The sequence below is a fragment of the Desulfomicrobium apsheronum genome, assembly GCF_900114115.1.
Classification (GTDB): domain Bacteria; phylum Desulfobacterota; class Desulfovibrionia; order Desulfovibrionales; family Desulfomicrobiaceae; genus Desulfomicrobium; species Desulfomicrobium apsheronum.
Genome location: NZ_FORX01000003.1, coordinates 235314 through 250139 on the forward strand (window position 1 = coordinate 235314; position 14826 = coordinate 250139).

The 14826-nt window shown below is 60.9% G+C and carries 10 protein-coding genes; all 10 read right to left on the reverse strand.

What is annotated here, in order from left to right; translation table 11 throughout:
• Positions 1–19 precede the first annotated feature (19 nt).
• Positions 20–1558 carry a DHA2 family efflux MFS transporter permease subunit gene (locus BMZ40_RS05235; RefSeq protein WP_092373063.1) on the reverse strand — a complete coding sequence of 513 codons (1539 nt, stop codon included), beginning with the start codon at positions 1556–1558 and terminating at the stop codon, positions 20–22.
• A gap of 4 nt (positions 1559–1562) precedes the next feature.
• A complete protein-coding gene (locus BMZ40_RS05240) occupies positions 1563–2765 on the reverse strand; it encodes an HlyD family secretion protein (RefSeq protein WP_092373064.1) in 1203 nt (400 codons plus the stop codon).
• 79 nt (positions 2766–2844) lie between these two features.
• Positions 2845–5748 (reverse strand): DEAD/DEAH box helicase, encoded by a 2904-nt coding sequence (locus BMZ40_RS05245; RefSeq protein WP_092373065.1) that lies wholly within the window; start codon positions 5746–5748, stop codon positions 2845–2847.
• A 12-nt stretch (positions 5749–5760) separates the two neighbouring features.
• Positions 5761–7137, reverse strand: a complete 1377-nt coding sequence (locus BMZ40_RS05250) for a sigma-54-dependent transcriptional regulator (protein WP_092373066.1) — start codon at positions 7135–7137, stop codon at positions 5761–5763.
• A 12-nt stretch (positions 7138–7149) separates the two neighbouring features.
• Entirely contained in the window at positions 7150–8586 is a 1437-nt protein-coding gene (locus BMZ40_RS05255; RefSeq protein ID WP_245751033.1) for a sensor histidine kinase, read from the reverse strand.
• Positions 8587–8659: 73 nt separating this feature from the next.
• The gene (gene pgi, locus BMZ40_RS05260; protein WP_092373068.1) at positions 8660–10276 is read right to left on the reverse strand and encodes a glucose-6-phosphate isomerase; all 1617 of its coding nucleotides are present in this window, start codon (positions 10274–10276) and stop codon (positions 8660–8662) included.
• A 15-nt stretch (positions 10277–10291) separates the two neighbouring features.
• Positions 10292–11473, reverse strand: coding sequence for a pyridoxal phosphate-dependent aminotransferase (locus BMZ40_RS05265; protein ID WP_092373069.1), 1182 nt, complete (start codon positions 11471–11473; stop codon positions 10292–10294).
• A 41-nt stretch (positions 11474–11514) separates the two neighbouring features.
• Positions 11515–12360, reverse strand: coding sequence for an HDOD domain-containing protein (locus BMZ40_RS05270; RefSeq protein ID WP_092373070.1), 846 nt, complete (start codon positions 12358–12360; stop codon positions 11515–11517).
• A gap of 2 nt (positions 12361–12362) precedes the next feature.
• Positions 12363–14261, reverse strand: a complete 1899-nt coding sequence (locus BMZ40_RS05275) for a GspE/PulE family protein (RefSeq protein ID WP_092373071.1) — start codon at positions 14259–14261, stop codon at positions 12363–12365.
• A gap of 18 nt (positions 14262–14279) precedes the next feature.
• Positions 14280–14750, reverse strand: a complete 471-nt coding sequence (locus BMZ40_RS05280) for a PilZ domain-containing protein (protein ID WP_177193028.1) — start codon at positions 14748–14750, stop codon at positions 14280–14282.
• Positions 14751–14826: the final 76 nt, after the last annotated feature.

A 14826-nucleotide genomic window follows, 5' to 3' on the forward strand; every position in this document is an offset into this window, starting at 1 on the left:
TGCCCTCAAAGCCTGGGTCCTAGTGCATGCCTTCGGGCATGTGCGTGCCGTGGTTGGGCCTTTTGATGATCCACATGAACACCGCCAATCCAAAAAAGAACAGGGCCTGGATGTAGAAGACGTCCACGTAGGCCATGTATGCGGCCTGTTTGAGCACATGGCTGTAGATGACCCCTGCGGCCTGCACGGGATCAAGCCCCATGAATTTTTCCAGGGCGTCGCGGGCCTGGGTGAACGGTGGATCGTAGGGCGTCAGGTGTTCGACCAGATGATGCTGGTGCACCTGGGCCCGGCGGGCCAGGATCGTGGTCACGAAGGCCGTGCCGAAGGAACCGCCCAGATTGCGCAGCAGATTGAAGAGGGCCGAGGCGTTGTTCATGCTCTCGCGCGGGATGAAGGCCATGGTCAGATACGACAGCGGCACGAAGAAGAAGGCGATGCCGATGGCCTGGATGTTACGCCCGTGAATAGCCGTATCGATGTCGATCTGCAGGGTGAAATTGGACATGAACAGAAGGGAGAACCCCGAGACCGTCAGTCCGAAACAAAGCAGAAAACGGGCGTCGATCTTCTCCGTGAGTTTCCCCGCCACGGGCAGGAGCAGGAGCATGATGGCTCCGCTTGGCCCAAGAACCAGACCCGCTAGATACGATGTGTAGCCCATCAGGTTTTGCAGATACATGGGCAAAAGCACGATGGACCCGAAAAACGCGAAAAATCCAAAAAACATGACCACGTTGCCGGCCGCGAAATTGGGGTAGCGGAAGGTGCGCAGATTGATGATCGGGTTGGAATGCCGAAGCTCCCACCAGACCAGCGCGCACAGGCAGATCGCAGCCAGGATGCTCAGTATCACGATGTGCTGCGAGGCGAACCAGTCGTCTCCCTGCCCCTTGTCGAGCACGATCTGCAAGCAGCCAAGCCCCACGGACAGGAGTGCAAGGCCCAGATAGTCCACCTTTTCCCCGGCCACGCGACGCTCTTGATAGGAGGGGTCGAAGATGAAGGACCAGCACATGAAAAGAGACAGAATGCCCAGCGGCACGTTGATGTAGAATATCCAGATCCAGGAATAGTTGTCCGTGATGTACCCGCCGAGCAGCGGCCCCAGGATAGGGCCGAGGACCGCGCCCATGGCGAAGATGGCCATGGCCAGCCCGCGCTGCCGGGGCGGAAAGGTCTCAAGCAGAATGGCCTGGGACATGGGCTGCAGGCCGCCGCCGCCGATGCCCTGGATGATCCGGAACACGACCAGGGCTTCAAGGCTCTGAGCCAGGCCGCAAAGCATGGAGGCCAGTGTGAACAGTGTCACCGAGGCCATGAGGTAGTTCTTGCGCCCCATGATCCGGGCCAGCCAGCCGCTCATGGGAATGACGATGGCATTGGCGACCAGATAGGAGGTCAGAACCCAGGTCACCTCGTCCTGACCAGCGGACAGGGAGCCCTGAATATGCCCCAGCGCCACGTTGGCGATGGACGTATCGAGAATTTCCAGCAGCGTCGGGATCATGACGCTGAGGGTGATGAGCCACTTGCCCGTGGCGCGCGCGGGAGCCATGGATCTAGTCCAGATGGATGGTCGGAACGACGCTCATGCCCAGCCGCAGGCTGTCCGTCGCATTGGCCGATTCAAGAACGATCTTGACCGGAATGCGCTGCACTACCTTCACGTAGTTGCCCATGGCGTTCTCCGGGGGAAAGAGGGAAAAAACCGCGCCCGTTCCGGCCATGACCGACTCCACCCGGCCCGAGAGCTCCCGGTCGGGAAAGCTGTCCACTTTGATATCGACCCGCTGTCCGGGTCGCACCCTGGTCAGTTGGGTCTCCTTGAAATTGGCAGTCACCCAGAGCTGGTCCTGGTGCAGGGGCACAAGCGCCATGATGGGCTGCCCTGCTGTCACGCTCTGTCCGACCTGAACCCGCTTCTTGGTCACATGCCCTTTTGCCGGAGCCAGGATGCGGGTGTAGTCCAGATCGAGTTCGGCCTTGCGCACCTTCGCCCGGGCCAGGTCCACCCGCGCCTCCTGGGCCGCCACCTCCAGATCCTTGATCGAAGCCACCTCGTGCCCGGTCTGGGCCAGGCCGATATTGGCCTGAAGGCGCGCCACATTTTCGCGCAGCGAAGCCCGATTGCGCTCCGCCGCATCCGCCTTGTCACGGGCGGCGGCAGTCCTTGCGCGGGCACTGTCCAGGCCGGAGCGGGCCTCGTCCAAAGCGGATTCGGCAACGACCCCGCCCTGACGCAATTCGAAAAGACGATTGAAACCAAGCTCCGCATTCTTGAGCTCCGCCTCGGCCTGCAGCACCATCTGTCTGGCTGCGGCCTCTTCGAGGCGGGCCTGATCCAGGCTGCGCATCAAGCTGTCGAGCTGGGCGCGTGCGCCCATGACCTGAAATTCGGTCTGACTTTTTTGCAGGGGCACGCCCTTGCGCAGAGACTCCAGTTGCGCCTCGGCCGTGGCCAGATCGGCCCGCGCCTGGGCAACCCCCACCTCGTAACCGACGGGGTCGAGGACCAGAAGCGGCTGCCCCTCCTCCACGAGCTGGTTGTCCTCCACCAGATCCTGCAAGATGTACCCGTCCACCCGTGGCGTTATCTGATAGATCCGGCCATCGACAAAGGCGTCGTCCGTGGACACCCGTCCCAGGCCGCGCACGTACTGCAGGATGCCGATCCCGAGGATGATAAGGAAGACGATCAATACGACGAAACGCTTGCGACCTGCACGGCCATTGGCGGGGGCGGTATCTGGAGTGGTGGTCATGAAATTTTCCCTTTCACGTTTTATTAAAACATGGAGGGCGGTAAACCTGTCCGCCTCCCTTGGCAAGACCCTGCCACGTCTATCCCCCCAACTTTACGCCCCAATCCACGGGCACACGAACGATCTTTTCAGCCTTGTTACGAAAGAGCAGGTGCCCGTGCCTCGCGCCGAAGAGAAAAAGATCGCGGGTCACGGCCACGTCCTGGCGGCAATAGGAAATGATATCGGCGATGCGCCCCTCCTTCCACCAGGCCAGGGCCTGCATGCCGCTGGCGCTTTTGGCCGCGCCCAGCGTCTCGCGGGCCAGATGATCAAGGGACAGGCGATACCCTAGGGTCTCATGAATACTCCCCAGAATGTCCAGGGTGGGCAGGCTTGAAAAATCAAAACGGCTCAAACCACCCAGCACGGCATAGTCGAAACGCAGAATATTGAACCCGACCACCAGATCGAACTCCACCAGTTCCCCGACCAGACGCGGCACGTCCTCCTGCCCGTAGTCGCGAAAATCATCGGCCCCCGAATCATAGACAACCACGCAGCTGACTCCCATCAGGTCGGCACGGTGCCAGCCCCCGACCTCCTGCGCGGAACGCCGGGTTTCCAGATCCAGCACCGCGTAGCGAAAATCCGGCGGCAGCGGGTTCAAAATTGTATCCTGCACGGAGGCGGCAGGCGGCTCGGTCATCTCGATGCGTGGGGGCACGAACTCCTGCGATGCGGCTTCGACCGGCGGGGCGGCGTTCATGATTCCCTCCAGCACCATCAAGGCCGCACCCTTGGCGATGGGTCTGTTGCCGGAGCCGCACTTGGGAGAATGCACGCAGGCCGGACACCCGTTCTCGCACGCGCAGTCCCGGATCACGCGGGCGGTGCGCTCAAGCAATGTCTCGTATTCGGCGTGGGCCTGCTCGGCCAATCCGCATCCACCGGGCAGTCCGTCGTAGATGAACACGGCCGCCGAGCCGACCTGGGGATGAAACGGAATGGATATCCCGCCCAGATCGTTCCTGTCCGTCATGACCAGAAGGGGCATCATGCCTATGGCGGCGTGTTCGAGGGCATGGATGCCGCCCATGAAATGGGCCATCTCCCCTTCCACCTGTCTGCGCACCGATTCGGGGATTGCGATCCAGACCCCTTGCGTCTCGAAGACCAGCGGAGGCATGTCGAGGGGCACGGTGCCAAGGTTCCGTCCGCCACGCGTACTGATGCGATCGTATCCCGTGACCTGATCCGTGACCTTGAGCCGCCCCAGGCTGACCATGGCCCCGAACACGGGTCGGGTGGCGCTCACTTCGATGATCTCGGTGCTCTTCTCGTGCCGCACGCGGGTGTAGTAGGAGACCTTGGCTCGCCGCGCCTTGGCCATCCGGGTCTCAAGATCCAGATCGGCGATCACGTAGGTCACGCCCCGATGCAGATAGACCGCGCCGGGGTGGGTCTCAAGCACCGCGCGAAAGCCGTCCACCAGCCCGATGCGCTCGCCGCTGTCCATGTCCATGATGACCACGGTCGAGCCCGTGCCACGCAGGGCCACGCCCCGATGAGGCTGCCTGGCTTTGGAGAAGAACTCTTCCCCGTCCAGGCTCTGCAGCAGCTCGCCGCCACGGACCAGATCCGCCACCAGCCCGGCATTTTCCCGGACCAGCGGATCGGACCGATGCAACGAGGCTTCCGCCGCCGCGCACTGCATATGCCTGGCGGCGATGACCGCATTGTCCGGATTGATGACCGCCCGCTCGGCCTTCAAGGCAAAAAATTCCTCGGGGTGGTGCATGAAATACTGGTCCAGCGCGTCCTCGTGTCCGATCAGGAAGGTCGCGGCCTCGCGCCCGCCGCGCCCCACCCGGCCCGAGCGCTGCAGGCTGGCCATGATGGAGCCGGGATAGCCGACCAGGATACACAGATCGAGGCCCCCGATGTCGATGCCAAGCTCCAGAGCGCTGGTGGAGACCACGGCCAACAGCTCCCCGGAAGAAAGGCGGGCTTCGATCTCGCGCCGCTCCTCCGGCAGAAATCCGGCCCGGTAGGCGCAGATGCGTTCACGCTCCTCACCTTCACGTTCTCCCGTCCACATGGCGATAAGCTCGGTCATGCGCCGCGACTTGCAATAAACGATGGTTCGCAAGCCCAGCTTCATGCCTTCTTGCAGCAGGCCGATGGCCTTGCGGGCGGCGCCGTCCACTCCGTTCAGGAGGATCATGTGCTTCGGAGGACTTGCGGCCGTGCCTTCCAGAACCGCGCTCATGGGCAGCCCGGTCAGATTCGAGGCCAGCTCCTCCGGGTTGGCGATGGTCGCGGAAGAACAGACAAAGGTCGGATTCGCCCCGTGCAAGCGGCAGAGCCGGACCAGACGGCGAAAAACCCAGGCCATGTGCGAGCCCATGACGCCGCGATAGGTGTGCACCTCGTCCACGACCACGAATTTCAGATTGGCGAAGAATTCCGACCACTTTTCATGGCTGGGCAAAATCCCCAGATGCAGCATGTCCGGGTTGGTGAAGAGAACGTTTGGAGGATCCCGGCGTATGCGCAAGCGTTGCGAGGCCGAGGTGTCCCCGTCGTAGATGGCCGATGTGGGCGTGGGAAAGAGACCGGCGGCCAGGGAATCCAGCGCCCGACGCTGATCCTGGGCCAGGGCTTTCAGGGGGAAGAGGTACAGGGCCCGGGTGCGGCGATCCGCATGACAGGCCTCAAGGACGGGCAGGTTGTAGATGAGGGACTTGCCGCTGGCCGTGGGCGTGGCCACGACCACATGGTTGCCGGAGCGAATCAGATCAATGGCCCGGACCTGATGCTCGTAGAGTTCGCGCACGCCCAAAAGCTCAAGACCGCGCTGCACCGGGGGCGGCCAGGGCCGCTCCGGGACGGCGAATCGCGGGGCCTGCGCCGGAAAAAAACGGCGCCCGGCGATATCCACGGCCAGCCAGGGGGTTTGCTCCACCGTGGCCAGCAAATCGGCGACAGAGGCTTCGCTCATCCCGGACACGCGCTAGTTCTTGGCCGAGATCTTGTATTTCTTGAGCTTGTACTGCAGCAGGCTCTTGGACACGTCGAGCAGTTCCGCCGTCTTGACCTGCACGAATCCGGAGCGGACCATGGCCCGGCGGATGAGGGCCGCTTCGATCTTTTCCAGGGTTTCGGACAGATTGACCTTGAGCGGCAAAAGATCAACGGCGCTCTTGAACTGCATCTCCTCGTCGCGCAGCTCCGGCGGCAGGTCGTCCACATCGATCACGTCGCGGTTGCTGAGAACCACGCAGCGCTCGATGACGTTCTCCAGCTGCCGCACGTTGCCCGGCCATTCGTAGGCGGACAGATAGTCGATGGCGCCAGGGGTGAAGCCGTGCACCTGACGGTTGTTCTCCAGCGAGAACTTGCGCAGAAAATGGCTGGCCAGGATGGGGATGTCCTCACGCCGCTCGCGCAGGGGCGGCAGATGGATGTTGACCACGTTCAGGCGATAGAAGAGATCTTCGCGAAATCTGCCTGCCACGATTTCTTCCTGCAAATTCTTGTTGGTGGCCGCCACCAGCCTGAAGTCCACGGCAATGGTCTCCGTCCCGCCGACCCGCTCGATCGCCCGTTCCTGCAACACTCGCAGAAGTTTGACCTGCATCTCCTGGGAAAGCTCTCCAATCTCGTCAAGGAAAAGCGTCCCGCCCTGGGCCAGCTCGAAGCGGCCGCGCTTCAGGGCCATGGCTCCGGTGAAGGAGCCCTTCTCGTGGCCGAAAAGCTCGCTCTCCAGCACACCCGGGTTCAGGGACATGCAGTTGACCGAAATAAACGGCATGTCCTTGCGGTCCGAGGCGATGTGGATGGCCCGAGCCACCAGTTCCTTGCCCGTGCCGGATTCGCCCGTAACCAGCACGTTGCTGCGCGTCGGCGCGACCTTGCCCGCCAGGGTCAGGACATCCTGGATGGGCTTGGAGTTGCCGATGATGGTTTCCTTGCCGAACTTTTCAGCCAGGCTTTCCCGCAACAGACGGTTCTGCTGTTCCGCGTGGGAGAGTTTCATGGCCTTGCCCACGGAAAGCAGGATCTCGTCGTTGGAAAATGGCTTGGTGATGTAGTCAAAAGCCCCGCTCTTCATGGCCTCCACGGCGCGGTCGATGGTGCCGAAAGCGGTCATGATCATGACCGGGACATGGGGATGGCGCTTGCGCACCGTCTCCAGAACCTGCTGTCCGCTCATGCCGGGCATTTTCATGTCGGTCACGACCACATCGACTTCGGACTCGTCGAGGTAGGTCATGGCCATGACCGGATCGCCAAGGGCCGTGACCGTGTAGCCCTCCTCTTCGAGGATGGCCTCAAGCACCAATAGATAGTTCTTCTCGTCATCGATGATCAGTATGTGATTGCCCATGTAAAATACCCGCTAGCATGGCTCGGAAAAAATCACCAAGGCTTCGGCCCCACCATGGGGACCGTTCCTTAAGATCATCTCCGCGCCGTGAATCTGAAATATGGAACTTGTAATGGCCAGGCCCAGGCCCGTGCCCGTGTCCTTGGTCGTGAAGAAAGGCTCTACGTAACGATCCAACTGCTTGGAATCAAAGCCCGTGCCCGTATCCTGCACCAGCACGGCCATCTGGCTCTCGTGGCAGGCTGGCATGATGCGCACCTGCCCGCCATCGGAACAGGCCTGGATTGCGTTGCTGATCAGGTTGTAGAACCCCCGATACAAGAGATCCCGGTCCCCCTGGATCACATACCCCTCCGGCAGCTGGCTCTCCACCATCACCCCGTGCTCCTGGCCCTCCTGGGTCAAAAATCCCACGGCATGACGCACGACCTTCTCCAGGTCGACATCCTCCAGGGAAGGCTGACGGGGGCGAGCATAGTCAAGAAAATCATTCACGGTCTGGCTCAAGCGTTTGGACTCATGGAAAATGGCTTCGAGCATCTTCACGTTGGTTCCGCCTTCGGCCTTTTGCCGTTTGAGCAAAAGCTCCGCGCTGCTGCGAATGATGCCCAGCGGGTTACGGATCTCGTGCGCGATGCTGGCCACCATGCGCCCCATGGAGGCAAGCTTCTCGTTCTGGAGCAATTCCTTTTCCAGGCGATCCTTGTCGCGCAGCCTTTCGTCGAGCACCCGGTCGGCCTTGCGGACAAGAAAGAAGATCAGCCCGTAAAGAGCGGCGGAACCCATGAACGTGGTCAGGATTATGAGCCGCTGCAAGTGCAGCACGGTCTCATAATCGCTGGTTATGTCCTGGGTCAGCTCCAGAATGCCCAGAAGCGGTCCGGGCTGGTCCCGAAAGCGCAAATCGCGCTCGGCTCTCAAGGGATAGACCGTGCGCAGCACTACGTCCCCGTCTTCGAGGTTAATGGCGGCAAGCACATCCCAGATGCTCAGGGAGTTCTGCAATTCGAAGCTGATCTTGCCGCTCTGTATCGCCGCCTGCACGGCCTCCCCGCCCAATTCGTTGTTCCCGACCTGCTGAACGTCGGTGCTGAAAGCAACCTCGTTCTGCTCGTCGTAGATGCGCAGATCAAGGACATGAAAGGAATGGATGGTCGATTCGATGACCTGCTCCAGGCGTTCGTACTGATCCTTGCGCTTGAGCTCGACCCGCCCGAAACCGAGCACCACGGGCAGGGTGAAACGCCTGTAGATCTGATGGTTCAGGTTTTCGGCCAAAAGCCTGGCGAACGCCTGATTTTTCTTCAGGAGCGCGCTCTTGGCGTAATTGGTCATGAACACCGACATGAGGCTGCTTGACGCAAGAATCAGCACCAGCGTGCTGATGGACAGAAATTTCACCAGCTGAAAGGGATGGGCCGGATCAACGCGAAAGGGATTGAGCTTCATGCTTTGGCCGAGGTCAAAAATGTGGAAGAGCAAGGGCCGGGGCTCGCAGCCCCGGGACATTCCGTATTGGTTTTCAAGATTTGCGCCGGTCAATGCAGAGACGAATAAGACCCAGGGTCGAAGCGTCGTGTACGCCTGCCGTCCCGCCGCGAAGCTCCGGCAAGATCACCCCCGCCAACTGCTTGCCCAGTTCTACGCCCATCTGGTCGAAGGAATTGACCCCCCAAATGACGCCCTGCACGAAAATCTTGTGCTCATACATGGCGATCAGGCTGCCGAGCGTGCGCGGTGTAAGGCGGTCGTAGAGCAGGGAATTGCTCGGACGGTTGCCCGGAAACGACTTGTGCGGAGCCAGCGCAGCCCGGACCTGGGGTTCAAGCTCCGCTTCGGCCTCGGCCAGGGTGCGACCGCGCATGAGGGCCTCGGTCTGGGCCAGAAAATTGGCCAGCAGGATGGTGTGATGCTCGCCGATCTCATGCAGTGGGTTGACCGCGACCAGAAAATCGCAGGGCACGACCGTCGTTCCCTGATGCAAAAGCTGGTAAAAGGCATGCTGGCCGTTGGTACCGGGCTCGCCCCACAGGATCGGGCCCGTGGCGTGAGTCACTGGTATTCCGTCCCGGTTCACGCCCTTGCCGTTGCTCTCCATGTCCGCCTGCTGCAGATACGCGGGCAAAAGCGCCAGATACTGGTCATAAGGAAGCACGGCATGGGACTCGAAACCGTGGAAATTGCGGTACCACACGCCCAGGAGCGCCAGCAGCACCGGAATGTTGCGCTCAAAGGGAGTAGCGCGAAAATGCTTGTCCATCTCCCTTGCGCCAGCCAGAAGCTCACGAAAATTCTCCATGCCCACGGCCAGGGCGATGGACAGGCCGATACAGGACCACAGGGAGTAGCGCCCCCCGACCCAGTCCCAGAAGGCGAACATGTTGGCCGGATCGATGCCGAAATCCCTGACCGCCGGTTCATTGGTGGACAGGGCCACGAAATGCCGGGCCACATCGGACTGCGCCGCTCCGCTCCGCAGAAACCAGTCGCGGGCGGTGTGCGCGTTGGTCAGGGTTTCCTGGGTAGTGAAGGTCTTGGAGGCGATGATGAAAAGCGTGCTCTCGGGACGCACCTTGCCCAGCACCTGGGCGATGTGCGTCCCGTCGATATTGGACACGAAATGGAAAGCAAGATCCTCTTGGCGGTAGTGGTCGAGAGCCGCCGCGACCATGCGCGGCCCCAGATCCGACCCGCCGATCCCGATGTTGACCACATCCGTGATGCGCGCTCCCGTGTAACCCTTCCATTCCCCGGAGCGGACCTTGCCCGTGAACACGTCCATCTGGTCCAGCACCCCTTGCACCTGCTCCACCACGTTTATCCCGTCCACGAGAATGAGCTGGTCCGCATCCGCCCGCAGGGCCACATGCAGCACCGCCCGATTCTCGGTGGTGTTGATGCGCACGCCGGAAAACATGGCCTCTATCCGTCCGGCCACATCGGCCTCCCCGGCCAGATCAAAAAGCAGGTTCATGGTTTTGTCCGTGATCCTGTTCTTGGAGTAATCCAGAAAAAGACCGGCGCCTTCCGCCGAAAAACGATCGAACCGGCCGGGATCGCGGTCAAAAAGCTCGCGCATGGGCCTTACTTCCGCGACATGTTCGACAAGGGCTTTCCACGGGGGGGACTGGTCAATCACAGAGTTCACCTCCAATCATTTTTTCAAGCCGTGCAGAACCTGGCCGATCCTGTCCAGGCAACCGGACAGGGTTTCGTCATCGAGCGCATAGGAAATGCGAATGCAGCGGTCGTCGCCGAAAGCGGCCCCGGGCACCAGGGCCACGCCGGCCTTTTCCAGCAGCAAGCCGCACAGGGCGGTGGAATCCGGCACGTCGGGAGTGTAGAACCAGTCCACCTGCGGAAAAAGATAGAACGCGCCGGCCGGTTCTGGACAGATCACATGTCCCCACGCGCGGATCATGGCCAGACCGAGGTCCCGCCTGCGCACGAAAGCCTCGCGCATGGGGGTCAGGCACTCCCACCCGCCGGTCAGGGCCGCCAGGGCCGCCTTCTGGGCGATGGAACAGATGTTGGACGTGGACTGCCCCTGAATCTTGGTCATGGCCTTGATCAGATCCGCATGGGCCAGGGTGTAGCCCACCCGCCAGCCGGTCATGGCAAAACTCTTGGCCAGGCCATTGGCCACGGCAAAATTTTCAGGGTAGCGCTGCCACCAGGATGCCAGTGACGCAGGCTTGGCCGGAGCATAGACCAGCTGATCGTAGATTTCATCGGAGATGACAAAGACGCCCTTTTCCACGGCCCAGGCGGCGATGGCGTCAAGCTGCTCCTGGGTGTAATGGCAGCCCGTGGGGTTGGAGGGCGTGTTCATGACCAGACAACGAGTGCGCGGGGTGCGGACCGCCTCCAGCTGCTCCACGCTGACCAGGAAATTGTTTTCCGGCTCCGTGGCCACGAAAACGGACACTCCGTCGGCCAGCTGCACCAGTGCTGGATAGCTGACCCAGTACGGCGCAGGGATGATGACTTCGTCGCCCGGGTCGAGCAGCACCTGAAACAGATTGTACAGGCTCTGCTTGCCGCCGTTGGTCACGACCACGTTCTCCATGGCCGCGTCCACGCCATAAAAGGTCTTGAAATATTTGGCCACGGCCGTACGCAGCTCGGGAATGCCCGGCACGGGGGTGTAACGGGTGAAGCCTTCGTCCATGGCGGCCTTGGCGGCCTCGCAAACATGCTCGGGCGTGCGGAAATCGGGTTCGCCCACGGCCAGGCTGACAATCTGCCGCCCTGCGGCGCGCAGCTCCTGGGCCTTGGTGTTGATGGTCAGGGTCGCGGAAGGCTTGATCCTGGTTATGCGTTGCGCCAGCTTCATTGTCGTAGTGTCTCCGTTGGGACGATTGGGGTGAATGAAGGTCAGATTTCCGCGTTGGCTACGTGGTCTTCCATCGCGATCTCCAGTTCCGCAAGTGTAATGTCGGACAGACCGAGAATCCCGGCCTCGCTGCTGGTGACCAGGATCAGGTCGGGATCCTGGCGCAGGCCGATGCCGAGCTTCCTGCATACAAGATTGGCCAGTCGCACCAGAACCAGCAGGATGCTCCCTTGGTCATAATCCCGGCGATGGTGATCCCGGCACACATAACAGTAGGACTCGGGCAGATTCCATTTTTCGAGCAGCAGAAATCCGCATTCGGGATGCATGGTTTCGACGAATTCATCGGCCGCTGTCTTGGTGATCCGGGGCGCGTCCTTGTCTTTCTCGCCGACGGAAACCAGAGCCTTGAGCACCAAGAGCTTGCCCACGTCATGAATGAGACCGGCAATGAAGGCCTCCGGCGCAAGCTCGGTGTGATCGCAGCGCTTGGCCAGCCACTGCGCGCCAAAAGCGCAGGCCACGGAATGCTTCCACAAAGTGGCCGTGTACTGCTGCACAAACGGATTGCGAGAGCTGTAGTTCTTGCGCTGCGTGGCCATCATCACGCTGTTGACCACCTCGCGCAGGCCAATGCGCACCACGGCATCCTGAATCCGGCTGACTTTCTTGATGCCCCGGAAAAAGGAGGAGTTGGCGACTTTGAGCACTTCCGCCGCGAGGACCTGATCCTGGGCGATGTAGCTGATGACCTTGTCCGTGTCCGGGTCGGCCTTGGTAGCTTCCTGATGGACCAGGAGTGCCGTGCGATCGAAAACCGGCAGATCGTTGCCGGGTTCATCAAGAAATTCACGCACACGGTCATGAATGGAGGCAATTTCAAACATTCCTAAACTCCGAGTATCCTTCGCAAATCGGCCAGAGGCCTGGGTTTTTGGACTCTGGGCAAGGTCCGCAGGACCTCTTCCACCGTGGTCAGGCCAATGGCCGCCTTGGTGATGCCGTCTTCCATCAGGGAAATCATGCCGGCCTTCTCGACACTGATAACGCGCAGATCGTGGGTAGTCTTGCGCTGCAGGACCGCGTCCCGGATAAAAACTTCCGGGATGAGCATCTCGTACACGGCCAGACGGCCCTTGTAGCCGCTGTGCCTGCAGATCGCGCACCCCCGGCCCTTGCGGAATTCCGCGCCGGCCAGATCCCCGTAGGTGCAACCCATGCGCCTCAGCTGGCTGAGGTCGGGCTGATAAGGGACCGCGCAGTGCGGGCAGACCCGTCGCACCAAGCGCTGCGAGAGGATGCAGGACAGGGTCGAGGAAACCAGAAACGGTTCGATGTTCATATCCAGCAGGCGGACCAGGGCGCCGATGCTGTCCTCGGTGTGGAAGGTCGTCAAAACTTTGTGTCCGGTCAGGGCGGTCTGAATGCACATCTCCGCCGAAAAATGGTCGCGCACCTCGCCGATGACCACGATGTCCGGGTCCTGACGGACGATGTGCTTCAGGGTCTCCTCGAAAGTCAGGCCTATGGAGGGCATGATGGAACATTGCCCGATGCCGCGCACCTTGTATTCGACCGGATCTTCGGCCGTGATGATGCTCACCTCGGGCCGGTTCAGATAATTGATGCAGCTGTAGACCGTGGTCGATTTGCCGGACCCCGTGGGTCCGGTGACCATGATCACCCCGGAGGGCGCGTCCAGGGCTTCTTCCATGAACCGGCTGAGCATGCCCGGGAGCATCCCAAGTTCGTGCATGGGCAAAAGCTCTTCCTGATTCTTCAACAGGCGCATGACGATCTGTTCGCCGTACACCGTGACATAAAAGGACATGCGCAGATCGATCTGCACGCCCATGTGATTGAAAATGAGCCGCCCGTCCTGATGCCGCCTTTTTTCCGCGATGTCCGCGCCGCACATGATCTTGAAACGGCTGACCAGCGGAGCCACGGCACCGATGGGATAATCGCGGAAATGGACCATGACGCCATCTTCGCGGAAGCGGACCCGCAAGCGGTCGGCCATGGGCTCGACATGAATGTCGCTGGCCCCACGCTTGAACGCGGCCAGTACGATGGAGTTGGCGATCTCGACGATGTTCAGACGGTTCAGGTCCGCCCCGTTCCCGATGCGCAGCTCTTCCTTGCGCTTGGTCAGCACATCGTTGAGCTGGCTGACCCGGGTGATGCAGACGACAATGTTCTTGCCGAAATAATCCCGCGCCGCGTCCAGACTGCGTGGATCGAGAGGATCGGCGAAGGCGACGCGCACCGAACCGTCGGACTGCATGTCGAAGGGCACAAAGCGGTATTGCTCGTAGTATTCCACGGGCCCGCGAGCCATCAGCCCCGGATCCGGATCCTTGGCCGCAAGCTCCAGGATCGGCAAGCCGAGCTGCATGGCCAATATTTCCGTCAGCTTCTCGTCCGCCAGAAATTTGTGTTGGATGAGGATGTCGCCCAGTTTCTGCTGGCGCCCGCCCTGCAACTGCAAATCGAGGGCGCGGTTGAGCTCCTCGTCGGTCAGATAACCCAGGCCGTTCAGCAGATCGCCGATGCGCAATTCGCCCTGGTTGCGCCGAACCGTCTGGCGGATCGTCTCGTCGGTTACGTAACCAAGCTCCCGCACGACGTCGGTCAGTGGCTTGCTCATGTGCAGCTTGGACGTGACCCGCCGCGCATATTGCGCCTGCTCGACGGTCAGATGCCCTTCGCGAATCAGAAGCCTGATGATGGGATTGATGGCCTCTTCGGTCCCGTTGCCGTTACCGTTGTCAAAATCCCTGTTCATGCACCCCTCCGGACAGGATCAATGCAGAAGGTAAAAACCGAGTTCCTTGTCATATTCGCTCCTGGAAAACTTGGCGCCGATGGTCCCGCTACGGATATTGCGGACAGAGGCCGTCCGCTGGATGAGATTCTCCGGCGGAGAATCGAGACGAAACCGCACCGTCACCACGTCGCCGATCTGTAGAACCGCCTGCTCTTCTTCCTGTAACGACTCAAGGGAGAAGGACAATCCGCTCATGGACAGATCGCGCACCCTCATCTCCAGATCATCTCCGGTCCTATGCACTGTGCACCAACCCGCCAGGGCCACGGACCTGCGATAGTATTCCCTGAATTCAACCAGCATGGTCATGCTTTCGCCGCAGCGGCACTTGATCCTGATGCGGCTGTCGCGGTCCCGATACGCCGAGGCATCAAAATTGGTTACGAAGCCGCAGTGGGGACAATGAAATACGGCTTTACCCTTTTTGTCGGCATAAACTTTCAGCATGGCCTTCCTTGAGGACATTTTTTCGGCTTTTCGAAAAACCGACAACACAAAATGCTACGGTCTCGAATTCGCCATG